General features: G+C 52.6%; 15 protein-coding genes and 7 pseudogenes. 8 read left to right on the top strand and 14 right to left on the bottom strand.

All coding sequences use genetic code 11. The features are described 5' to 3' along the window. Position 1: 1 nt before the first annotated feature. The 4 genes and pseudogenes from DO97_RS07945 to DO97_RS07930 form a co-directional block, all read right to left on the bottom strand. The gene (locus tag DO97_RS07945; protein ID WP_036532395.1) at positions 2–745 is read right to left on the bottom strand and encodes a DUF554 domain-containing protein; all 744 of its coding nucleotides are present in this window, start codon (positions 743–745) and stop codon (positions 2–4) included. Positions 746–832: 87 nt separating this feature from the next. Continuing rightward, positions 833–1204: pseudogene (locus tag DO97_RS26190) on the bottom strand (transposase); the annotation flags it as partial. A 97-nt stretch (positions 1205–1301) separates the two neighbouring features. Beyond that, positions 1302–2171: an Rpn family recombination-promoting nuclease/putative transposase gene (locus DO97_RS07935; protein WP_036532269.1), complete on the bottom strand. Its 870-nt coding sequence runs from the start codon at positions 2169–2171 to the stop codon at positions 1302–1304. Between the two features lie 114 nt (positions 2172–2285). Further along, positions 2286–3329, bottom strand: coding sequence for a M42 family metallopeptidase (locus tag DO97_RS07930; RefSeq protein ID WP_036532267.1), 1044 nt, complete (start codon positions 3327–3329; stop codon positions 2286–2288). A 143-nt stretch (positions 3330–3472) separates the two neighbouring features. On the opposite strand from DO97_RS07930, the gene DO97_RS07925 reads away from it, so the two are divergent. Continuing rightward, positions 3473–3913 (top strand): Crp/Fnr family transcriptional regulator, encoded by a 441-nt coding sequence (locus DO97_RS07925; protein WP_036532265.1) that lies wholly within the window; start codon positions 3473–3475, stop codon positions 3911–3913. On the opposite strand, the pseudogene pheT reads toward DO97_RS07925, so the two are convergent. Beyond that, a pseudogene (gene pheT, locus DO97_RS07920) lies at positions 3910–6404 on the bottom strand (phenylalanine--tRNA ligase subunit beta). The gene DO97_RS07925 and the pseudogene pheT sit on opposite strands and share 4 nt — an antisense overlap. Positions 6405–6794: 390 nt before the next feature. On the opposite strand from pheT, the gene DO97_RS07915 reads away from it, so the two are divergent. Continuing rightward, positions 6795–8375 carry a serine/threonine-protein kinase gene (locus tag DO97_RS07915; protein WP_036532264.1) on the top strand — a complete coding sequence of 527 codons (1581 nt, stop codon included), beginning with the start codon at positions 6795–6797 and terminating at the stop codon, positions 8373–8375. 73 nt (positions 8376–8448) lie between these two features. Here DO97_RS07915 and DO97_RS07910 read toward each other — a convergent pair whose 3' ends face one another. Both DO97_RS07910 and nadD read right to left on the bottom strand, forming a co-directional pair. After that, entirely contained in the window at positions 8449–9462 is a 1014-nt protein-coding gene (locus tag DO97_RS07910; protein WP_036532393.1) for a type I glyceraldehyde-3-phosphate dehydrogenase, read from the bottom strand. 109 nt (positions 9463–9571) lie between these two features. After that, positions 9572–10234 (bottom strand): nicotinate (nicotinamide) nucleotide adenylyltransferase, encoded by a 663-nt coding sequence (nadD, locus tag DO97_RS07905; protein WP_036532263.1) that lies wholly within the window; start codon positions 10232–10234, stop codon positions 9572–9574. Positions 10235–10478: 244 nt separating this feature from the next. On the opposite strand from nadD, the pseudogene murC reads away from it, so the two are divergent. Next, positions 10479–12008 (top strand): annotated as a pseudogene (gene murC / locus DO97_RS30940) (UDP-N-acetylmuramate--L-alanine ligase). A gap of 109 nt (positions 12009–12117) precedes the next feature. Then, positions 12118–13030, top strand: a pseudogene (gene murB / locus DO97_RS07890) (UDP-N-acetylmuramate dehydrogenase). Here murB and DO97_RS07885 read toward each other — a convergent pair. Then, positions 12986–13495, bottom strand: coding sequence for a BLUF domain-containing protein (locus DO97_RS07885; protein WP_081980671.1), 510 nt, complete (start codon positions 13493–13495; stop codon positions 12986–12988). The pseudogene murB and the gene DO97_RS07885 overlap by 45 nt on opposite strands. 261 nt (positions 13496–13756) lie before the next feature. Between DO97_RS07885 and DO97_RS07880 the strand changes: the two genes are divergently transcribed. From DO97_RS07880 to DO97_RS07865, 4 genes and pseudogenes are all read left to right on the top strand, one after another. After that, entirely contained in the window at positions 13757–14101 is a 345-nt protein-coding gene (locus DO97_RS07880; RefSeq protein WP_036532259.1) for a YbaB/EbfC family nucleoid-associated protein, read from the top strand. Between the two features lie 5 nt (positions 14102–14106). Further along, entirely contained in the window at positions 14107–14607 is a 501-nt protein-coding gene (locus DO97_RS07875; RefSeq protein ID WP_072016398.1) for a low molecular weight protein-tyrosine-phosphatase, read from the top strand. Between the two features lie 162 nt (positions 14608–14769). Then, positions 14770–15808 (top strand): annotated as a pseudogene (glpX, locus tag DO97_RS07870) (class II fructose-bisphosphatase). A 184-nt stretch (positions 15809–15992) separates the two neighbouring features. Further along, positions 15993–17313, top strand: a pseudogene (locus DO97_RS07865) (glutamyl-tRNA reductase). A 59-nt stretch (positions 17314–17372) separates the two neighbouring features. On the opposite strand, the gene DO97_RS07860 reads toward DO97_RS07865, so the two are convergent. From DO97_RS07860 to acs, 6 genes and pseudogenes are all read right to left on the bottom strand, one after another. Next, positions 17373–17969, bottom strand: coding sequence for a glutathione S-transferase family protein (locus tag DO97_RS07860; protein ID WP_239651566.1), 597 nt, complete (start codon positions 17967–17969; stop codon positions 17373–17375). Positions 17970–18433: 464 nt separating this feature from the next. Beyond that, positions 18434–19237 carry a YebC/PmpR family DNA-binding transcriptional regulator gene (locus DO97_RS07855; protein WP_036532256.1) on the bottom strand — a complete coding sequence of 268 codons (804 nt, stop codon included), beginning with the start codon at positions 19235–19237 and terminating at the stop codon, positions 18434–18436. A gap of 188 nt (positions 19238–19425) precedes the next feature. Next, positions 19426–19995, bottom strand: coding sequence for a rod shape-determining protein MreD (gene mreD / locus DO97_RS07850; protein ID WP_036532254.1), 570 nt, complete (start codon positions 19993–19995; stop codon positions 19426–19428). 14 nt (positions 19996–20009) lie between these two features. After that, positions 20010–20792, bottom strand: a complete 783-nt coding sequence (mreC, locus tag DO97_RS07845; RefSeq protein WP_036532252.1) for a rod shape-determining protein MreC — start codon at positions 20790–20792, stop codon at positions 20010–20012. Positions 20793–20800: 8 nt separating this feature from the next. Further along, positions 20801–21838, bottom strand: a complete 1038-nt coding sequence (locus DO97_RS07840; protein ID WP_072016397.1) for a rod shape-determining protein — start codon at positions 21836–21838, stop codon at positions 20801–20803. A gap of 225 nt (positions 21839–22063) precedes the next feature. Continuing rightward, positions 22064–24036: pseudogene (acs, locus tag DO97_RS07835) on the bottom strand (acetate--CoA ligase). Positions 24037–24140: the final 104 nt, after the last annotated feature.

Here is a 24140-nt window from a genome sequence, read left to right as displayed (position 1 = left end):
TTTAGCCGATCCCAGTCGCTAGATGATAGAGCAACGGTGCCAACAACAAGCTGGGGAGAAACGAAGCAACCCGAATCGGAGCTACATCCAAGAGGGTTAAGCCCAACCCTACAATCATCAGTCCACCGACTCCTGTAGACAGCAGAACCCGAGGATCGGTTGTGGGGTTGGGAAGGAATTGAGCTAAGAAACCTGCTGCCAGCGATAATCCGCCTTGATAGAGCAGTATCGACACCCCAGAAAAGCCAACGCCAACCCCTAAACGACTCGACAGGGCGATCGCGGCAAATCCATCCATCGTTGCTTTTAAAGTCAGCAACCGACTATCTCCCGTGAGGCCATTGTTCAAGCACCCTAGCAGCGCCATGGGGCCGACACAGAACAACAAACTCGCAGTCACAAATCCTTCTGTAAAGCTACCATAGCCTTGCACATAGCCCTTGAGTTGTTCGCCGAGGCACCTTAGTCGGGCTTCAATCTGCCACCATTCTCCGAGCAAACCACCCATGAGCATGGAAACTAATCCCAACAACATCCCATCAAAGTAGTGGGTTTGGATCTTTAGCAGGTTGCCAGCCATGGTAAAGCCCACAAACAGCGTGATCAACCCCACTCCCTGGGTTATGATCTGGCGCAGTGCCGGGGCAAGAATTTCCTGGAGGCACAAACCTAGGGCAGTTCCTGAGATAACTGTGAGCACATTGAACCAAGTACCGCTGGTCTTTTGCCACAACTCTAACACCATGATTGGGGCGAGACTTTTTGCCAAGCAGCCTGCAACCTCGTGATTGTCTGTCACCGTCCACACAACCTTAACAAACGTGAGTTCGAGTTAAGCCGGAAGTAAATGTAGATCGAGGGCGAGAGCAGGTTTCTTAGGTTGATGACAGTAGGCAATCAAGCCACAGACCAAGTTGACCAAGAAGTTGACCGGAGAGCGAGGACGAGAATGTTCAATCTGGGAAATGTTCTGGAGTTGATCAATGACCGACTCAATGATGGCCCGCCGCCGGAGCAGCAATCTGTCGATGAGGGGCATTAATCGCCCCTTCATGTCGCGTTTGAGGCGGGTAATCAGTTAGATACTCAAGGTCTTCCAGAGATGCAGAGCTAAGGGTGCAGAAATAAATCCTTTGTCGCCAAAGACTTTGCCAACCAGCCGTTTAAGTAGTTTGGGTAAGGGCTTACGATCGTGGGTGTTGCCTTATCCCGAACACACGTTGTCAAAGGCTCTGCTGGGTTGAACCTCTCTGGTGGTTACTTCCAGTTCATCTAATTTTTGAGGGCGTTCTGGGCAATGGTCATTGGCGTAGCTGCTCCTCAGTTGCTAGATTGCCCTCTGACCATCGCAGCCATGCATCTAGATCAGCGGCACTGGAAAAGTCCAACAGTGCCTCACCCAGAGATTCTAGTTGGTTGAGAGCAAGGGCGCGGATTTGAGATTCACTGAGAGGGGTGATCTGGCCAATGCGACGGTTCAGTAGACGCAATACAAAATTCACCCCCTCCTCTTGACGGCCTTCTTGACGGCCTTCTTGAAGAGCTTCTTCTCGCCACTCTTGATAAATCACTGATTGCTGCATGATGTCTTTCCGAAGCACCTGATTGATCACATCTGTTTCCAATAATAACCCCGCCAAAATCCCCGCAGCGGCTGCTACATTGCTTTGCACCCTGGTTTCTGAAATTGCCTCCACCCGCTCTGCTACCTGGCGTAGCGTTTGTGCTCGATCCGGCGTTTGAGTCAACACAGCCAGCGGTAACAACCCCCTTGACTTCAGAAACAGTTGAGTTGGTTGTTCCCAGAGACGGATGACTTCAAATTCATGACGAGTTCCTGGAATTTCAAACACAGTCTCTTGAACCCGTTCAGAATTGGATGGGGTGAGATAAACTACGACCTGTCGCATTTGCTTTTTAGGAAACCGTCGAAAAACTCTCAGGCGATAATCCACCATCCTGAACCCCATGGTGGAATCCGATTGGGTCTGAAATTCGATGTGGAGGATGACTTCATCTGAATCAAGTAAAATCAGCGAGTCTGCACGAATCGGCTCGATCGACAGTTCCGAAGGACTCAGTGAGGTGAGGGTGATCGGTTCCCCCAGCAACCAGGATGCGAAATCTTCAGGAAAGCTCTCCGCCAGGAACTTACAAGTGTTATCAAACATGGAGCGATTTTAACAAATGACTCCTCGGTCGCTAGACCCGCCTCTGGCGATGGTCAATGATCGCTCTCTGAGCATTGCCCCCAAATGGGCAATTTCATCAGGGGGCTTCTGGGATTAATCAAGGAAGGGAGTCTCACAGTAAGTTCGCAGAATCTGGGCACAGTTGGCGATCGCCCCCAAATGGGTAATTTCATAGCCATGGGTATTTTCGGTGGGGAATCCCAGACAGGCGGCACGGGGAACATGCCCAAACTTCATGGCAATGGAAGCATCACTGCCAAATTGGCTCAGGGTTGCCAGTTGCAGCGGAATGTTGGCCGCCGCCGCCGCTTGACGGAGTTGCTGGTTGAGAGTTTCGTCATAGATGCCATAGCTATCCTGAGAGAGTAATACCGGAGCCACCCCATCTTGAATCGGATACTCAGATGACAAGGGGCAAATTTCCAGGGCAATTAAAGCCGCTAGCGGTTGGCGCTGACTAAAATAAAGGGCACCAACGGCCCCTACTTCTTCCTTGGCCGAGGCCACCAGATAGAGATCACATACAGGTTTCTGGATGGTGCGGGCTAGCTCCAGGAGAATGGCAACCGAGGCTTTATTGTCCAGGGTATAGCTGGCAATATGGTCTTTCAGCCGCCAGGGACGTTTGCGGTGTTTGCCCACCACCATGCGCGTCCCCGGACGAATCCCCGCCGCTGCCAATTCTTCGGGGGTACATTTAGTCTCGACCCAGGCATCTTCCCACCTCAGGGGCGCATTCTCCTGCTGAGCTTTTTGGGGGGATTCATGGGAAACATGGCGGGAGCCAAAACAGAGAATGCCACTCAGCGTGGTGTGATCGCCTAACAGATCCACCACCCCTTCGCCATAGACCCAGGGGAAAGATCCCCCAAGACGACGGACTTCGATCTGGCCAGTGGGACGAATGGCCTTGACGATAGCCCCAATTTCATCTTTGTGAGCGGTAATGGCGATCGCCGCTGCGGAGGTTTCTCCCGGCAGTTTGACAATCACATTTCCTGCTGCATCTTGCCAGACCCGTAAACCCCAGCCCTCGCAGGTCTCGAGCAACCACTGATCCATCGCTGTCTCGACACCACTGGGGGAGTGATGCAGCACCAATGTTTCAATGACCTGGAACCAGTGATCGTAATTCATCGCAATCCCTAACCTTGACTGGATCGATGACCGCTTCTTAGCCTAGCGACAAAGTAGCAGTTCAATGGGCCAGCATACCCAGATGCTCAACGGCAGCGGTATGCTGTTTTTCAGGTGGCTCCCTGCCTTGTCTGGTCTAGCCGATGCTGAAGCAAGCTGAACGCATTGAGTTTCTACTAAATTTGCCTCTGTTTCAAGACCTCGACAGTCCTGAGTTCTTGAGACGCTTGGCCGTGGCGATGGAAGAGGTGACCTTTGCCGCTGAGGAACCCATTCTTGCCCAAGGGGCGAGGGGAGACTTGCTGTACCTGATTGTCTCTGGATCTGTGCAGATCCACATTGGCACCACAGTGCTAGAACAATTGAACCCCAGTGATTTCTTTGGTGAACTCCCTCTCTTTAGTCCCGATCCTCCCCAGATCGCCATCCGTGCCCAGACACCCACCCACTGCTTAACTTTGAGCCAATTGCAACTCTATGGGGCGATCGATGTGGCACCGACCATCGCCCTTGGGATCATCCGCGTCCTTTGTCAGCGCATCCATCGCCTCAACCAGGTGATTGCCTCCCTAGCAGGGGCTTAACTCCGCAGACTGACACCAAATTTTTCCATCAATGCCTCCCGGACGTGCTGATGCACTGGTTCAATGTCCCCATCGGTAAGGGTGCGATCGCTGGCGCGATAGACTAAGCGAAAGGCCAAACTCCGCTTTCCAGCCGGTACCGTTTCCCCCCGATATTCATCAAACAGGGCAACGGATGCTAAGAGGTTCCCCCCTGCCTGGGTAATGACGCGGCGGAGTTCAGCCACAGATACCTGCTCCGGGCTTAAAAAAGGCAATGTCTCGGTCAGAGGCCGGATAGGTCGCATAGGGCTGAAAGATGGGCACCAGTTGCTCGTCCTGGTCCAGGGCATCCAACACCACATCCAGACTCAGTTCAAAGGCATAGACCGCCTCTGGAAACTCCCGCTCTTGCCGCAGTTGGGGATGGAGTTGGCCAAAGGTTCCCAGGCGATCGCCCTGAAACCACAAGGAAGCCGTCCGTCCAGGGTGAAATCGCTGATCCCGCCGATCAGGCTGGTATTCCACCGTCAGTCCTAGGCGTTGAAACACACACTCCAAAACCCCTTTGGCCTCAAACCAGTTCAGCGGTTGCTCCTGACCCCCCCCGTAACCAGCGCTCCTGGATCGGGTCGCCCCCGAAAATTCCGGAGATCGCATCCCCTTCTTGAATGCCGTCTTCTTCCTGCCAGAAAATCCGACCAATTTCAAAGCCCCAGAGAGAACCATTTCCCTGCTCCAGATTGTACTGAAACGCATCCATTAACCCGGTCAGCAAATCCGGACGCAGGGCTGAATACTCCGCAAACAGAGGATTGGCAATCACAACTTGACGGTTCCCCGTGGGTTTCCCCACCGAGTAGTGAATGAGTTCCGTCAAACCCACTGCTCGCAGACTTTCTCGCAGTTTGCGCGTGAGGATTTGATCGGGGGAGAGGTATCCTGGTTCTGTTTTGATCGGCAGGGTATCGCAAAATCGGTTGTATCCGTAGATGCGGGCGATTTCCTCAATCAGATCAATTTCTCGCTCAAGATCCCTCAGTCGATAGGGGGGAACCGTTACCTGCCAAACCCGAGGGTTCGCTGTTATCGTCACCGTACATCCCAGGGTGGTTAAAATTTGATCAATGGCAGTGGCTGGCAGCTCACCTAACTCCTCGCTGGTGCTTTCGAGGGGGAGGGCGGGGGCAGCTTGGGGAACCGCTAAATCCACAGGGCCTAACATCTGATGCACCCGATCCAATCGCAACTCAATGGAGCGAATACCCAAGGCTCCGAGACTATCAGCACTCACCTGGGCACTTACCTGTCCTCCCGCTAACTCCTGGAGCAGTCCCAGGGCACGGCGACAGGCCACATCTAGTTCAGCTTGATTCACCCCCCGTTCATAACGGGTGGATGCTTCTGTTCGCAATCCCTGGGCGCGAGCCGAGCGGCGAATCACAGCGGCATCAAAAATCGCCGCTTCTAGCACCAGGTTTTGGGTTTGCTCGTCCACTTCCGTTGTACTCCCCCCCATCACCCCTGCCAAGGCAACGGGCTGATGATTGGCAGTAATCAGCAGGTTCTGGGACTGGAGGGTTCTCACCTGACCGTCCAGGGTGGGCAGCATTTCCTGGGGATTGGCATACCGCACCCCCAGGGTTAATCCAGTTTCTTGGCCACGGGTGGCAGCCGCCACTAGGCGATCGCGGTCAAAGACATGGAGGGGCTGGCCCCATTCCAACAGGATGTAGTTGGTTACATCCACAACATTGTTAATGGGGCGAATGCCAGAAGCCTGTAACCGACGTTGGAGCCACTCAGGGGACGGGGCGATCTGCACTCCCGTGACAACGGTACCGATGTAGCGGGGACAAGCTGGGGGTTCGGCGATCGCCACATTGAGGGTGCTCACAGGCGACAGTACAGGTAGTTCTGGCGGCAGGGGCAACTTTAACGGTGCTCCAGTAATCGCTGCAATTTCTCGCGCCAAACCAACCATACTGAGGGCATCTGCCCGATTGGCCGTTGAGGTCACCTCTAAAATCACCTCATCCAGCCCCAGCAATGGCCGAGCATCACTGCCTGTGGGCAGGGGAGTGTCCGCCGGGGTGGCAAAAATATGGATACCAGCCGACTCCTTCGCCAATCCCAACTCAGTGAGGGAACAGATCATGCCCTCGGAAGCCACTCCTCGGAGTTTTGCCGCTCGAATCTTCAGATCTACCTTCGGTAGATAGGCGCCGAGAGTAGCCACCGGCACATAAACATCCGCACGGATATTGGCAGCACCACAGACAATTTGCGCGGGTTTGGGGGTACCAATGTCCACCTGACAAACACTCAGTTTATCGGCATTGGGGTGAGGCTGACAGGTCAGCACTTGACCCACCACCACCCCCTTGGCCCAAGTGCGGCGATCCTCAATCTCCTCCACTTCAAACCCAGCCATCGTCAGCATCTCAGCCAACACCTCTGGGGTACTGTGAATCTCTACGAACTCCTGTAGCCAGCTTAAAGCAACCCGCATTGAACCCGCTTATTCTTCATCTAAAGACTTCATTGAGGATGACAGGTAATTTCTGCCACTCCTGTCATATCGATCTTACTGCCTGTTGACGCTCTGCCCTGCGTTATCCCTGGCTCCCGCGACCACATCTGATTGCGAAGCTCTCGGAAAATTTCGGCTATCCTAGATAACAGGCAATATACCTATATCCAGATGGCATCCTCAACCGATTGCCAATCACAAAAGTAACAAAAGTAGATTCAATCGCCCTGAGCTGACGTCAATTGTGATTCACTTTAGAAGCTTTTTGATAGAGCTTCCCCGCAGATCGCCACTTGGTGCAGTCAGTTCTGCCCTGATCATCCGTCGAGAAAACCATCCGGTAATGCTGACCGTAGCGAGTGACAGTGAATGAGCTACTGCTTGAATCCAGCTTGTCCCCAACCAGAAAACCTGACTCACACTGAGCGTTGTCAAGCGTGTGGCTCTAGCTTGTTATTGCGCGATCGCTACCGAGTGATTCAATCCTTGGGGCAGGGGGGATTTGGCGCAACCTTTCTGGCCAAGGATGAATCCTTACCGGGTCAACCCAATTGTGTGATCAAACAATTGCGTCCCACCGCCACCGCTCCCCATGTGGTGCAGATGGCACGGGAACTCTTTGAGCGGGAGGCAAAGACCTTAGGGAAAATTGGTGACCACCCCCAGGTACCCCGACTTCTGGATTATTTTGCCAATAACCAAGAGTTCTATCTTGTTCAGGAATACATCAGTGGCCCAACGCTCCAGCAAGAGGTCAAACAGAATGGCCCCTTTACCGAGGCAGGGGTGAAACAATTTCTCAGCGAACTTTTACCGGTCTTGCAATACGTCCATAGCCAGCAAGTGATTCATCGCGACATCAAGCCTGCTAATATCATTCGTCGCCTGCAAGATGTCAAGCTCGTACTGATCGACTTTGGGGCTGTGAAAGATCAGGTCAGTCAAACCACCTTAATGGGAGAAGGGGGGCAAACTGCTTTAACGAACTTCGCCATTGGCACCGCTGGATTTGCCCCCCCTGAACAGATGGCGATGCGCCCTGTCTATGCCAGTGATATCTATGCGTTGGGTGTCACCTGTATCTATCTACTCACTGGCAAGTCTCCGAAGGATTTGGACTACGATCCGGCAACAGGAGAGATGCTCTGGCAGAAACATGTCCATGCAAGCGATCATTTCATCAGTGTGCTGAAGAAGATGCTGGAAGTTTCGGTTCGTCACCGCTACCAGAGTGCGAACGAAGTTCTGCGGGCATTGGATATGGAGCCATACCTAGACAGCTTGGCAAACAGCATGGTTGCTCAACCCGCACAACGACCAGCAGCACCACCGGACAATCGCCGCACCAGCGATCCTTCATCGATCTCTCGATCCGCGATGGCTATTCGGGCTCGTCAAGCCAAAACCGATCCCAATCTCCAGTCAGGCATGACTCGACAGCGCGCGACCACAGGTTCGATCCCCGACACCCATGCCCAAGGGCGAATGACTTCAGGCCACAAGCCTAAAGTTCCGGCTCGATGGGATGCCAATGGGCTACTGAATTCCTACGCTAGCGGTAATCGAGATTTTACCTCTCAAGATCTGCGGGAAATTAATCTGCAAAAGGTGGATCTATCGGGGGCAATTTTCCATGAGGCAGCTCTTTCAAACGCTAATTTGCAGGGGAGTAACCTGTTTAATGCCAACCTCGGTCGTGCTAACTTAAATGGTACGGTGCTCCGCAATGCCAGCCTGGTGAAAGCCTATTGCAGTCATGCGGATTTTCAAGGAGCGGATCTGCGCGGTGCCAACCTCACTAATGCCTACTTGAGTAATGCCAACCTGCGCGGTGCAAACCTTTGTGGTGCAAACTTAACGGGAGCCAAGGTGACAGACGAGCAATTGGCACTGGCCAAAACCAACTGGTCCACCATTCGCCCTGAGGGTAAAAAGGGGCTCTGGCAGTAGCGCTTAACCCCTGATCAAAAACAGCGCGGCTGATTACCGCGCTGTTTCAAATTGATTTATGTATGGGGCAGGACTAGGCCACCCACTTCTGAGCCACTAGCTCTGCCAGGTCTAAGACCCGTTGGCTATAACCCCACTCGTTGTCGTACCAGGCAATCACTTTCACCAGGTTGCTCCCCATGGTCATCGTTAGACTGGCATCGACAATTGAGGAGGCAGGATTCCCCCGATAGTCACTAGAAACCAGCGGTAAATCACTATAGAGCAGAATTCCCTTCATCGGGCCGTCCGAAGCAGCTTTCAGCGCCTGGTTGACTTGCTCCACGATCGCTGGCTGTTCCACTTCCACAACGAGGTCAACAACAGAGACGTTCGGTGTCGGAACTCGGAGGGCTAATCCATTGAGTTTGCCATTGAGTTCAGGCAGTACTAAGCCCACTGCCTTAGCAGCACCGGTGGTGGTGGGGACAATGTTGATCGCCGCTGCCCGTGCCCGTCGCCAGTCCCGATGACTGGCATCCAGAAGCCGTTGATCTCCGGTGTAACTGTGAGTGGTGGTCATCATCCCTTTGACAATGCCAAAGCTTTCGTGGAGAACTTTGGCAACCGGAGCCAGACAGTTGGTGGTACAACTGGCATTGCTAATGATCACATGCTGATCATGGGTGTACAGTTGATCATTGACACCGACAACAAAGGTGCCATCGTCCCCTTTGCCCGGTGCGGTAATCAGCACCTTCTTAGCGCCAGCATTGAGGTGTTTAGTTGCACCTTCGCGGCTGGTAAAGACCCCTGTTGATTCAATAATTAAATCAATTCCCCAGGCAGACCAGGGCAAATTCTCTGGATTCCGATCGGAGACACACTTAACGGTCTTACCATTGACGATGATGGAACTATCATCTGCACTGATGTCAGCATCAAAGGTGCCAAGCATGGAATCGTATCTCAGCAGATGAGCATTCGTTCTAGGATCAGAGGTATCGTTGACGGCAACTATGTCTATCTGGCTATTTTCTCTGCCCAGCCAGCATCGCATGAAGTTACGTCCGATGCGTCCAAAACCGTTGATGGCTACTCTAATCACTGCGCCTTGCCCTCGATGTTCAGTAAAAAAACCTTGTAATGACCCCAATCATATCCTAAAGCCTGAACAGTTCGACTCGCAGATGGCTCAAAATATTGGCCTGGAATCGTCAGATCTCAAGGTCTGCTGCGTGGAGATAAAGTTGGTGTTTCTTAATGTAAAGCTGTACGGATTCAGGTAGTAGGTAACGGATGGATCGGCGATCTCGCTGATATTGGCGAATCAGGCTTGAGGAGATATCAAGGGTGGGAATTTGCAAGAGTTGCCATCGTAGTCCTACCCCCCGTGCTGCCAACTGCTGGGTAATCTGCTGACACTGTTGCATCGGAGATTGTTTTGGGAGGGGAGGGCTGTGAACCAGATCACAGCAACCCCGAGGGGCCACCAGCCATTCACAGGTGGCGGCGACAGTTTGACACTGTTGCCAGCGGGGTAGGGTCTCAAAGGCATCAAGACCAATCACCCAAAACCATTCGGCATGGGGATATTGAACAGCTAAGTCCCTCAAGGTCGAGATGGCATAGGAAGGCTCTGCACGCCTAGCTTCTAGGGTTGACAGCCGAAAACGAGGCTGATCCGCGATCGCGATCGCCACCATCGCCGCTCGATGCTCGAACCCCGATTGTGGCTGGGACAATTTGTGGGGAGGGAGGTGGGTGGGCACCCAAATTACCTGATCCAATGCACATTGATTCAGTGCTGTTTCAGCAATCAGCAGATGTCCCCAATGAACTGGATCAAAAGTGCCACCAAAAATTGCAATTCTCGGCATGGAAAAATAACAACGGCCTTTAACCAAACGCTAGGCAGCAGCAATTCAACAGTCGATTTTAAAAGTAGCAAAAAGTAGAACTACCTGCCGCCGCGATCGCCATGAGACGGGTGAATCCGGACGGTCGGGAAATTCGTTAGATTGATTGGGATCCAAATCCTTTGAGAACCTTATGTTGTCAGCAAGGAATTCTTGCTATGATATCGCGTGATATCGGTGTGGTGTGGTGTGCAAGGAGTTTGTGATGCTGAAACCCGTTGATTTCAGCGGTCGGCCGTTTCACTTTATCGGCATTGGTGGAATCGGCATGTCTGCCCTAGCCTATGTTTTGGCCCAGCGTAAGCTACCCGTCTCAGGCTCAGATATTCGAGCTAGCCATATCACGGAACGCTTAAAGGCGATGGGGGCCAGGGTTTTTTACGGTCAGGAAGCTGCCAATCTGGGGTCTTTTCAATCCCCTGGGATGATCTCCACAACCCCCTCTCTAGTTCGTCATCTGTCTGTTACCTGACCCCCCCCTTGAGTCCCATCCTGCTATTTCATCCTTTACAGGCTCGGTGGATCTGCCCCAAGTGATTTGCTCCACGGCGATCAACCTGGCCAATCCAGAGTATCAAGCCGCATTGGATCTCGGTTGCCCGGTGTTTCACCGTTCCGATGTTTTGTCGGCACTGATTGCTGCTTATCAAAGCATTGCAGTAGCTGGAACCCATGGCAAGACCACTACCAGTAGCCTGATTGGCTACCTGTTATTGCAAGCGGGGTTCGATCCCACCATCATCGTGGGTGGCGAGGTGGCAGCCTGGGGGGGAACGCCCGACTCGGCAAAGGGGTGCATCTCGTCGCTGAGGCCGATGAATCCGATGGCTCATTGATCAAACATGCCCCGAGCATTGGTGTGATTACCAACATTGAACTGGATCACCCCGATCACTATGAGAATTTAGAGCAGGTCGTGGCAACGTTTCAGACCTTTGCCCACAACTGTCAAATTTCAGTAGGCTGCATTGACTGTCCCACCGTGCGCGATCGCCTGAGTCCCACGATTACCTATAGCTTGCGTCCAGCGACGGGAGCGGACTACGCAGCAGACAGCATTACCTATGGGGCTAGCGGGACGATCGCCCAAATTTGGGAGCGGGGTTCCCTGTTAGGAACGTTGGAAGTGCCGCTACTAGGTCAGCACAACCTGCAAAATGCCTTGGCAGCTGTCGCGGTGGGCCGCACCTTGGGTTTACCCTTTGCTGCCATTACGACGGCGATCGCCACCTTTGAGGGTGCCCGACGGCGCTTTGAAATTCGGGGCGAGTATGGCGGCATTCGCTTTGTGGACGACTATGCCCATCACCCCAGCGAAATTCAGGTGACCTTGGCTGCGGCTCGCCTCCAAGCCCAGAGCATCTGTCCCAGTAGCAATGACCACCGCGTCATCGCAGTCTTTCAACCCCACCGATATAGCCGTACTCTCACCTTTTTGAGCGAGTTTGCCCAGTCCTTTAAGGATGCTGACATTGTTGTCCTCAGTGATATTTATAGTGCAGGGGAACCCAACTCTACCAACTTGCAAGGACAACAGGTTGCCGAAGCCATTGGTAGACATCATCCCAGCGTCTACTATCAACCGTCTGTGCAATCCGTTGCTGCCTTTCTCAAGGAGACGCTCCAGCCCGGTGATACAGCCCTGTTCCTAGGAGCGGGCAACTTAAATCAGATCATCCCCGATGTCATGACTTTTTTCCAACATACGGATGTTGGGCAGGGAGTCGGTCTGTAACATAATTAGCAGCTGATGCGGAACTAGACATTAGTGATCCCATTCATGGGGTAGATGATTGGCCGATGCCTGAAGTTGTCAGACCCTAGGATGAGTTTTCCCAGAACCTATGCTCTTACTCCAACCCGCCGATATTCGGGCGCTGATTAAACCCAAAGTGACCTTGGCTAACTTCACCTCGTTTCGGGTGGGGGGACCTGCGGAATGGTTTGTTGCTCCACGAAATCTGGCAACCTTGCAAGCAAGTTGGGATTGGGCTCAGGCTCAAGGGCTACCCATTACTGTCCTCGGTGCTGGTTCTAACCTGCTGATCAGCGATCGTGGCTTACCCGGCCTGGTAATTTGTACCCGTTATTGCCGCGATACCCACTTCGACGCTGCCACGGGCCAACTCACCGCTGGCGCAGGAGAACCCATTGTCCGTCTGGCCTGGCAAGCAGCGGCCCAAGGATGGCGGGGAATGGAGTGGGCTGTGGGCATTCCTGGCACCCTAGGGGGAGCGGTGGTGATGAACGCTGGGGCGCATCAGGCTTGTATAGCCGATATCTTGATCAACACTCAAGTACTGTCCGCCCATGGCAACCTAGAAACCCTGGAGCCTCAAGACTTAGCGTTTAGTTACCGGACTTCTAAGCTGCAAGTGGATCGCCGCTTGGTGGTACAAGCAACGCTCCAGCTGCAAATGGGGCACGATCCGCAGCAGGTGACGGCGGCTACGAACGCTCACTTACAGCATCGTCATGCGACCCAACCCTACCATATGCCCAGTTGTGGCAGTGTCTTCCGGAATCCCGGTCCTCAAGCAGCTGGCTGGCTGATTGAGCGTACAGGCCTTAAGGGGTATCAAATTGGGGGAGCCCAGGTAGCAGAGCGTCATGCCAATTTTATTCTCAACTGCGGGGGGGTCAACCGCTGGAGATATCTATCAGTTAATTCACCACATCCAGGATCAAGTTGAGCAACGCTGGTCGCTACTGCTAGAACCGGAGGTTCGCATTCTCGGAGAGTTCCAGGCTGCTTGAGCTGACGGCATGCCAGCGGAGTTGGCAATTTAGGCCTTTTTTTGCACCTAGATTATAGAGCTCGAGCAACAGGCTCAGGGACTGTTTGGCATTCATACAGGTCGGTGAAAAGATTGGGGAGCTGGAGTATCTGAGACGAGTTTCTTGGATGGACTCGGAGTCAAAGCCATCAAGTTGCACCAACCGCATCGACCATTCTGTAAAACAACGAGCATCCACTGCCACAAACTCTACGATCTCAGCATTAAAATGACGAGGGTCTTTGAGAATGCGGGCATAGGTTTGACTGACCAGGGAGCGATCGCCCTCCAACGCTTGCAAGAACATGCCATTGCCAGAGCACAATAACCCGGTAATCCCAGCATGGGCATTGTTCGTCTGGGATTTTTCCATAATGTCCATCAGGTCTGGATAGCTTAAACCGGGCGCAGCGGAACTAAAGTAAACCATGCGGTGTAGACTCATCTCAATCCTGCCTCCTAGCCTCAAACCAACATCTCAGTGCTACCCCATGGGTACTCTGATATTGACTAGTCTGGCATGAATAGGGTTCTACTACCGTGGCGAGAATTCCGCCGTCCCCCCTTCGATGTGTCAGATTCAGCAGTAGGAATGCTAAGGTAAATGGCAGGATCGCGCCGCCCAAAGGATACGATTCCATACCCTAGCTGCGGGTACGATGGTTCCCAAAGTTCAGTTTTAGACACTTTATACGGTTAATGCGCTATGTCAAAAGGACAAGGATTTGGCTTCGGTCTGGGGAAGATGAAAGAGTTGACCGATGCCATTAAAAAGGCTCAACAGGTGCAGGAAGGTGCCAAAAAGCTCCAGGAAGAACTGGAACAGATGGAAATTGAAGGAGAAGCGGGGGGTGGCCTGGTCAAGGTAATTCTCAGTGGGAACCAAGAACCTCTGCGGGTTGAGATTGCCCCCCAACTGCTGACAGAAGGCGCAGAAGTGCTCTCTGATTTAGTGGGCGCTGCCATGAAGGATGCCTATCGGAAATCCACCGACACGATGCGAGTCCGCATGGAGGAACTCACCAGTGGCTTGGGACTCCCTGGTATGTAGTCAGGATGAACGCACCGAGACCTTACAAGTTATTGTTTGTCTGTCTGGGGAATATCTGTCGTTCTCCTGCGGCGGAAAATATCATGAATCACTTGGTTCAAGAGGCAGGTCTAGGGGAGCAAATCCAGTGTGACTCCGCCGGAACCTCGGGCTACCATGTGGGCAGTCCCCCCGATCGGCGGATGGTGGCCACTGCTCAGCACCGCAACCTCGTCATTCAGGGGCAGGCGCGTCGATTTCGCCCCCAAGATTTTGAACAGTTTGACCTCATCCTAGCCATGGATCGGGACAACTACCAGAATATTCTCGCCCTCGATCCCCAGGGGCGATACCTGGAACGGGTACGCATGCTCTGTGATTTTTGTACCCACAGCCCCCAGCAGGAAGTACCCGATCCCTACTATGGAGGACCTGAAGGCTTCAACCGGGTGATCGACCTATTGCTGGATGCCTGCACCGGGCTTCTTCAGCATTTAGTCCACCATCGCTACGTGATCAAAACTTAACAATGACAACGCCCTTCCGGGACTTCCAGGGCGTTTTTTGCGTTTGATAGACTTGTAGACTGAAAAATGCGGCATATCGTGTCTTGGGTTGCGGTCATCAATCGCCGTAATCTGGAAGTTTGAGTCATAGTAACGCAGTTCAGCAGTTGGGAGGAACACCCCGTGGAGAATACGCTCGGTTTAGAAATTATTGAAGTGGTTGAGCAGGCTGCGATCGCCTCTGCCCGCCTGATGGGCAAGGGAGACAAAAACGAAGCAGATCGAGTCGCTGTGGAAGCCATGCGAGAGCGCATGAATAAAATCTACATGCGCGGTCGCATTGTCATTGGGGAAGGTGAGCGAGATGATGCCCCCATGCTCTATATCGGGGAAGAAGTCGGCATCTGTTCTCAGCCGAATGCAGCGGAAATCTGTAACCTCGAAGAATTGGTTGAGATTGATATTGCCGTTGATCCCTGTGAAGGCACCAACCTTTGTGCCTACGGGCAACCGGGTTCGATGGCCGTGCTGGCGATTTCGGAAAAAGGTGGCCTGTTTGCCGCACCTGACTTTTACATGAAGAAGCTGGCGGCTCCTCCAGCAGCTAAAGGTAAGGTAGATATTAATAAATCAGCAACCGAAAACCTCAAGATCTTGTCTGAATGCCTGGATCGCGGCATTGATGAACTTGTGGTGGTGGTGATGAAGCGCGATCGCCATAACGATCTGATCAAGGAAATTCGGGAAGCCGGAGCCAGAGTCCAATTGATTAGTGACGGAGATGTTGGTGCTGCGATTAATTGCGGATTCTCAGGGACAAATATCCATGCCCTGATGGGGATTGGTGCTGCTCCTGAAGGTGTGATTTCTGCAGCGGCTCTCCGCTGCTTAGGCGCTCACTTCCAAGGGCAATTAATTTATGATCCCGAGGTGGTTAAAACAGGGCTAATTGGTGAAAGTAAAGAGGCGAACATTGCCCGCCTGAAAGAGATGGGCATTGAAGATCCTGACAAGGTTTACACCGCCGAAGAATTAGCCGGTGGTCAAACGGTTCTATTTGCCGGCACTGGGATTACCACGGGGAACCTGATTAATGGCGTCCGCCTTTTTTAAGGGGGGAGCTAGAACTGAAACCTTGGTGATTTCCAGTCAATCGAAAACCGCTCGATTTGTGGATACCATTCATATGTTTGATTCACCCAAGAATCTGCAACTGCGGTAGATAGAACAGCTGGGGAGGGAGCGACTGTCCTGCTTCCACCGATCTATCTGTCCTTGCCCCTAGTCCTTGCACACAAGAACTAGGGGTTTCCAAGGGGTAACAGCCAAAAGTCAATCACTGTCTTTCGGTGGCTCCTCCCCATGATTTAAATAGCAATGCGGCATAATCTGGCGAGATCACAAAGATGAATATTGTCGTTGTTGGGCTGAGTCATAAAACAGCCCCTGTGGAAATTCGAGAAAAACTTAGTATTCCAGAAACTCAAACAGAGTCTGCTTCTGCACAACTTCAAAGCTATCCCCATATCGAAGAAGTTGCGATCGTCAGCACCTGTAATCGCCTTGAGATTTACCTGGTGACCAGTGAAACCGAGCAGGGTGTCCGGGAAGTCACTCAGTTTTTATCTGAGCACAGCAAAATTCCCATGGCGGCGTTGCGGCAGCACTTGTTTATCCTGCTCCATCAGGATGCCATCATGCACTTGATGCGGGTGGCATCAGGCTTAGACAGCCTGGTGCTGGGGGAAGGGCAAATTCTTGCCCAGGTGAAGCAAACCCATAAACTAGGGCAGCAATTTAACAGCATCGGTCGGATTTTAAATCAACTTTTTAAGCAAGCCCTTACCGCTGGAAAGCGCGTCCGCACTGACACCAGCATCGGTACGGGAGCAGTTTCCATTAGTTCAGCAGCGGTCGAATTAGCCCACATCAAAACCCAAAATTTAGTAGACTGCCGGGTAGCAATTGTGGGGGCGGGTAAAATGTCCCGACTGCTGGTTCAGCACCTCCTGGCAAAAGGTGCCTCTCGAATTGTGATCCTGAATCGTTCCTTGGAACGGGCACAGGAATTAGCCGATCAATTTCAAGGTACCTTGACCGCTCGTAATGGTACGGGGGGATCAGGTTTCTGGAATCCGGGTTCACACCTTGACGGAGATGATGACAATTATTGCCAATTCGGACGTGGTGTTTACCAGTACCGCCGCTACCGAGCCCTTGCTCAACCGTGCCAAGTTAGAAGCGACCTTGGATGCCTGCCAAGCGCTGATGCTGTTTGATATTTCGGTACCCAGGAATGTGGACGCTGATGTCAACCAGCTGGCTCAGGTACAGTGTTTTAATGTCGATGATCTGAAAGCGGTAGTAGCTCAAAACCAGGAGAGTCGCCGCCAAATGGCGATGGAAGCGGAGGTTTTACTGGAGGAAGAGGTAGAAACGTTTCTCGTCTGGTTGCGATCGCTGGATACCGTCTCCACGATTAGTAGTCTCCGAGAGAAGGTCGAGACGATTCGTACCCAGGAATTAGAAAAGGCTCTATCGCGTCTAGGCAGTGAATTCGCCGAACGGCATCAAGAAGTTATTGAAGCCCTTACCCGTGGGATCGTCAATAAAATTCTCCATGACCCGATGGTGCAACTCCGGGCTCAACAGGACATTGAGGCTCGCCGACGAGCCATGCAAACCCTACAAATGCTCTTTAATTTAGAAGCCGCAGGTGAATCCTAAGCATTAGATCTTGGAACCCTCTTGGGGCTAAAGCTCCCAAGAGGGTTCCAACTAAGGGACTAAGATCGTCCACCAATCGATCTCTGAAAGGCTGGACGTTCAGACAGACGTTCTATATAGCTAACAATGGCGGGATACTCACTCAAATCCAGCTTCAGCATGATCGGAATGTAGGCTAAAACAGAACCGACAGCAACATCTGCCACACTAAACCCATCCTCTAGGAGAAACGGGTGCTGCTCCAACAGGTGATTCAAGGGAGACATTAACCGGGGTAGTTCTCGCTCCCGGTTCGATTCTACAAAAATGCCGGACACTAGGGTTGCATTGGCAAATAGAATCCACTGAGCCGCAATCGCCAGAGGTAGAGGAGTTAGCTGACCGTACTTCTGAGCCAGATAGAGCAGAATTGCCCCAGACTCCCAGAGTTGCAAGTCCTCATCCACAATCGCTGGCACCTTCCCAAAGGGATTAATTGCTAGGAACTCGGGTTGAAGATGGGCACCTGCCTGCATATCTAACAGGACAAACTCATAGGGAACAGCGAGTTCCTCTAAGTACCACTGGACAATGGACGCCCGACTCCGGGCACCGCCGTATAGTTTCACTTGAGTAAATTTGTGTTGGGTAAAGAATAAGAACGTGGACTTAACCACTCGCCACTTTAGCACCTCCAAGGGCATCAAGGCAGTGTTTTGAGCAACGATAGCAGTCCTAAGTCACTTGTAAATTTTGACTCTTTCTGGGTAAGGTTTTTAGGCTAATTTAGTTTGCGACTCATTTAGGATTGCTATAGTGCCACCACCCACTACAACGGTGGCAATGCAGAGAGTTCTGGCTTTGTAGACTATGCCTGGATTTCAGGCTTTAGCAGTATCCAGGATGTGATTACGCTCAATCGATCTGCCAGTCAACATAGCGTTTCTCGGTCAAGTGCAGTACACTCCCAGTTCTGAAGCTTTTGCCAGTCAAGAATCGGCTGTACTTCACTAGCTTAATAGCCGTTATATATGCTGGGTAGTAGCCCAGTTAGTGGGGGCAATGGCAGAGCGGTGTATCGGGATTTGGACAGCAGCCAAACGATCGGCTGATTGCTATTTTTATGGAAGTCTTCAAGGTGCTAAGCCAAGGCTAAAATTGCCTCAGTAAGCTCGAAGTTAGCAGCAACACTCTGGACATCGTCTAAGTTTTCCAGAGCATCCATTAACTTCCATAAGGCCCGGGCTTGGTCAGGGTTATCCACCACCACTGTATTCTGGGGAATCCAGCGAAGTTCAGCTTGGGCAACCCCATAGCCTAGAGCTTTGAGATGCTGAGTCAATGGTTCCAATTGCTCAGGAGCAGTAATCAGTTCCACGGCAGCAGCATCTTCAAATTCTGTCCACTCATAGGCATCCGCCCCAATCTCAAGACAGAGTTCCAGTAAGACATCCTCTTCCAGCAGCGAAGCTAGCATAGCCCCTTGGGGCGATCTCCTCGATACCTGAGCACAGGCTAACAATATCACCCCTCGCTGCTGAAATAACCAACCAACACAGCCCGTTTCCCCTAAATTCCCACCGTTTTTGGTCAAGGCAACCCTGAGATCAGCTGCGGTACGATTGCGATTATCGGTAAGCGCTTCCACCAGAATTGCCACGCCTCCAGGGCCATAGCCTTCATAACGGATCGCTTCCAAGGCATTGCCATCCGAGAACTTACCCACTCCTTTGGCGATCGCCCGTTCAATATTTTCGTTGGGAATGCCTGCGGCCTTGGCCTTTTCCACAGCTGACCGGAGTTGAAAATTGCCATCCAGGTCAGCCACCCCATTGCGGGCGGCCACAATAATGGCACGAGAAATCTTGGTAAAGGTTTGACCTTTCACTGCATCAACTCTAGCCTTCTGGCGTTTAATATTGGCCCATTTACTATGTCCTGCCATAGAATTTTGACAATCCGACGATCAACACAACACCAACTACTAGGCTGTCAATTTTTAGTTGATGAATAATTTTAAGAGCGGAAAGTTTAGAGGGGGTTTGAAAATCTCAAAAAAATATTGGGAAGAGTCCTAACTGGTGAATTAGGTTTGTTGCCTAGAATAAGCAAAACTGCTTAAAATTTCCAGATTCAGGCGGAGGTCTGGGCTACCATCCACAGCCACCAGCGATTGAGAGGGTAGTAGACAACCGGTGCCCAGAGACTACTGATAATGGCAGAAGAGAGGGCGACCTGCTGATGACGATTCCAGATTTCTGAGAGAATCTGGTACGCCTGGGGAAGGGAAAAACGACTTTGCTGCCAACTAAACTGGATAGCTGTTACCGTCTCTGCCAGCACAGACATGCCAAAGACAATCAAGGCCACCGAAATAAAGTCTTCCTGAGTGTAACGCTGTTTCTGCAACCGAGCAGTGAGGAAACCAACCATCGCCAAACTGAGGGCGTGGGTCGGGTGGGGTGCAGTCAGGCCATCCTGCAACAACCCCAAGACTAGCCCAGCGACAATTCCCTGGAGTGCAGTGCGTTTGACGCTCCAAGCAACCACCCAGATCAGTAGCCAATGGGGCGCAATACCAGCCAGTTCCATGCCTGGGAGCCGCACAGGGAGCAGTAACAAACACAAGATCACCGAGCCAATGGTGATCGCCCAGTCTAGACAGACACGTCCGGAGGGGAGCCAGGGAGAAAGATAAACCACGAGCTTGCGTCTCCCTAATGCACCTCAGAATCTTGGCCCGCTGACCCTTCTCGGGAGAGCGGCTGGTGGGGGTAAATTAACACGGCCTCCAGGGAACTCAGGGGCACCGCCAACTCAATCACCGCCTCAGGAGCGGGACTTTTGCTGAGATTGATCGATTCCACCCGACCAATGGCGACCCCCGGCGGAAATAGCTGACTGAAGGCTGAGGTGGAAACCAAATCACCCCGACGAACATCCGGATCTTTATCAAAGAACTCCATAATGGCACGACTGCTACCCTGACCACGGATAAACCCAGTGGCACGAGAACGACTGACCACAGCCCCAACCCGACTGGTGTGATCACTAATCAGCAGTACCCGACTGGTGTGATCGGTGACATGGATGACACGACCGGCCAGCCCCCCAGGGCCAGCGACGATATAACCGATTTGGATCTGATCCAGATGACCTCGCCCGATCGTCATCTGCTGCCACCAATGATCGGCACTACGGCCAATAATCGGGGCAACCATACCCTTATGGGGCTGGGATGCGACATAACCCAACAGGGCTTGAAATTGTTGATTTTGACTTTCCAGCTCCGCCAGTCGTGCTTGTAGTTCCAGAATCCGGGCATCGGTAATTTGCGCTTCCTGGGTGGGGTGCACCGTAAACGGCTGAGCCAGCCAGCGATAGACTTCAAAGTAGGCCGTGCCCTGGGTATAACGAAAAAACCAGGCAACTCCCAGAGCCATACCCATCAGTAAAGCCTGATACTTATACTGACTCCACCAGCGACGTATTGTAAGCATGTCCGTCGCTACATATTGCGAAAACGACCACTGAAGACACGCTCCAGTTGTTTGAAGTTCTCCAGCACCCGCCCCGTGCCAAGCACCACACAGCTGAGCGGATCGGCGGCGATGTGAGTCACAATCCCCGTTTCATGGCTGATCAAGGTATCGATGCCTTTGAGGAGTGCCCCACCTCCTGCGAGCATAATCCCACGGTCAATAATATCCGCCGCCAATTCGGGGGGGGTGCGTTCCAGGGTTCGCTTCACTGCTTCTACAATCACCGAAAGAGGTTCTGCCATGCTTTCGCGAATTTCCGGCCCCTTAATGGTCACCGTGCGGGGAAGCCCCGACAACAGATGAAGACCCCTCACTTCCATCGTAGCCTCGTCAATTTCCTGGGTTGGGTAAGCGGAACCAATTTGAATCTTAATTTCCTCAGCAGTGCGTTCCCCAACGACCAGGTTATGTACTTTCTTCATGTACTGGGTGATGGACTCACTGATTTCGTCTCCAGCGACGCGCACGGACTCACTGATCACCGTTCCCTGCAAACTAAGAACAGCAACTTCAGTGGTACCGCCGCCAATATCGATAATCATGTTACCCGTGGGTTCTGCCACCGGCAGTCCAGCACCAATGGCAGCGGCCACAGGTTCATCAATCAGATAGACATCCCGGGCACCCGCCTGGGATGCTGCTTCCATCACGGCGCGACGCTCTACCCCCGTCACACCGCTGGGGATACCAATCACAATCCGCGGTTGAATCAGTGTTTTGCCCTCGTTCACCCGGCGGATGAAGTGTTTGAGCATCAATTCAGCGGTATCAAAGTCAGCAATTACGCCATCCCGCAAAGGGCGGAGGGCTACGACGTTTCCCGGTGTCCGTCCTAGCATTTTCTTGGCATCTTCACCCACTGCCAGAGGAATGCGCCGGTCTTGATCCATAGCAACCACAGAGGGTTCTTGCAGTACAATGCCTCTCCCTGAAACATATACAAGGGTATTGGCGGTACCTAGATCGATACCCATATCCCGAGAAAAGCGATTAAAAAGACCCACGATCTGCCCCCAATCCGATGCCGTTCAGGAAATGTAAAGAAAAAGAAGTAATCGAGCAGGATTTTATTACGTTTTCCTTCTTGAGTCTAGTCAAGGGCCACGGCTCTCCTACCGACTACCGCGACCCAGCAACATATCTTAACGATCCCCACCATGTATGCAGGATCACAAGCAATGGCATCAAGATTACCGCGAATGCAGGCGGGACATTGACGGTAGCATCCCCTATGCGTCTTCACGCAACTTGTCCAAAACGCCCCGATCCTCCAGGGTGGAGGTGTCTCCCAAGATCTCCTGTCCGGCTGCTAAGGATCGCAACAAACGCCGCATAATCTTACCAGAACGGGTTTTAGGCAGGGCATCGGTAAACCGAATTTCACCTGGGCGGGCGATCGCACCAATTTCGCTGACAACATGCTGCTTCAGTGCCTGATTCAGTTCATCGCTGGGGTTGTGGCTGCCTTCTAAGGTGACAAAGGCAACGACCTCTTGACCCTTGAGGTCATCGGGCTTGCCCACGACAGCGGCTTCCGCTACGGCGGGATGGGAAACTAGGGCGGACTCAATTTCCATGGTGCCCAAGCGATGTCCAGCCACATTGATCACATCGTCCACCCGACCCATGATCCAAAAATAGCCGTCTGGGTCGCGGCGAGCTCCATCTCCGGCAAAGTAGAGATAGTGTCCATTCCGGGGCGGGATATGTTCCCAGTAGGTGTGACGGAAGCGTTCTGGATCGCCATAAATGGTTCGCATCATCCCTGGCCAAGGGTAGCGCACCACCAGATAGCCCCCATCATTGTCAGCCACAGGTTCCCCATCCAGATCCACCACATCGGCGAGGATACCGGGGAAGGGCCGAGTGGCAGAACCTGGCTTGGTAGCAATGGCACCGGGGAGGGGGGTGACCATAATGCCGCCAGTTTCTGTCTGCCACCAGGTATCGACAATCGGACAGCGACTGCCGCCAATGACTCGGTAATACCACATCCAAGCTTCAGGATTAATCGGTTCCCCTACGGTTCCTAAGAGTCGCAAGGAGGATAGGTTACGAGCATTGGGGTAATGTTCCCCCATTTTGATGAATGCCCGAATTGCCGTGGGAGCGGTGTAAAAGACATTGACACCATGCTTTTCAATCACATCCCAGGTACAGCCGGGATTAGAAGCACGGGGTGCCCCTTCGTACATCAGGGTAGTTGCACCATTGGATAGCGGGCCATAGACAATGTAGCTATGGCCGGTAATCCAACCAACATCCGCAGTGCACCAATAGACATCGGTATCCTGGAGATCGAAGATCCATTGGGTGGTGATGTGGGTATAGAGGTTATACCCCGCAGTAGTGTGGACAACTCCTTTGGGCTTCCCCGTACTACCGGATGTATAGAGGATAAAGAGTAAGTCTTCACTATCCATGGGTTCCGCCGGACAATCGGCACTGACCCCCGCCTGCAAATCATGCCACCAGTGGTCGCGACCCGGCTGCATCTGAATCTTTTGTTCAGTGCGGCGCACCACCAAGACATTTTCCACACTGGGAACCGCTCCGTCCGCTAGGGCTTTATCCACCTGAGCCTTGAGGGGAACAATGGCATCCTTGCGCCAACCGCCGTCTGCCGTCACCACCAATTTCGCTTGGGCATCAATCATGCGATCGCGCAGGGCTTCGGCACTAAACCCACCAAAAAACCACACTGTCGGGGGGCACCAATCCGCGCACAGGCCAGCATTGCGATCGCTGCCTCTGGAATCATGGGCATGTAAATGCCCACACAATCGCCCTTTTGCACTCCTAATTGCTTGAGCACATTGGCAAATTGACAGACTTCTCGATGCAACTGGGCATAGGTGAGGGTACGGGAGTCCCCCGGTTCCCCTTCCCAGATCAGCGCCGCTTTGTTCCGACGCCAAGTGCTGAGATGGCGATCGAGACAGTTGTAAGCAATATTGAGCTTGCCACCAACAAACCACTGGGCAAACGGAGGTTGCCAGTCTAGAACCTTTTCCCAAGGCTGAAACCAGTGCAATTCCTGGGTAGCCAGATCACTCCAAAATTGCTCAGGGTTAGCCTTGGCGGCATCATACAGCTGCTGATACTCTTCCAGGCTTTTGACACGGGCTTTCTCAGAAAATTCAGCCGGGGGAGGAAATAGACGCTGCTCTTGCAGAATTGATTCGATGGTGGACTCACTCATGGGGCGTGATCACAGAGCTGGACTGTTCCCAAACAATACTGTGTCTGCTGTACCAATGACCCAGCCAAAATCTTAAAGTTCTTGGAAATTCAGTGATACCAAGC

It is taken from the genome of Neosynechococcus sphagnicola sy1, from assembly GCF_000775285.1.
Lineage (GTDB): Bacteria > Cyanobacteriota > Cyanobacteriia > Neosynechococcales > Neosynechococcaceae > Neosynechococcus > Neosynechococcus sphagnicola.
Note: the sequence above shows the minus strand (reverse complement) of the source record. Positions and strands in the feature narration are given on the sequence as shown.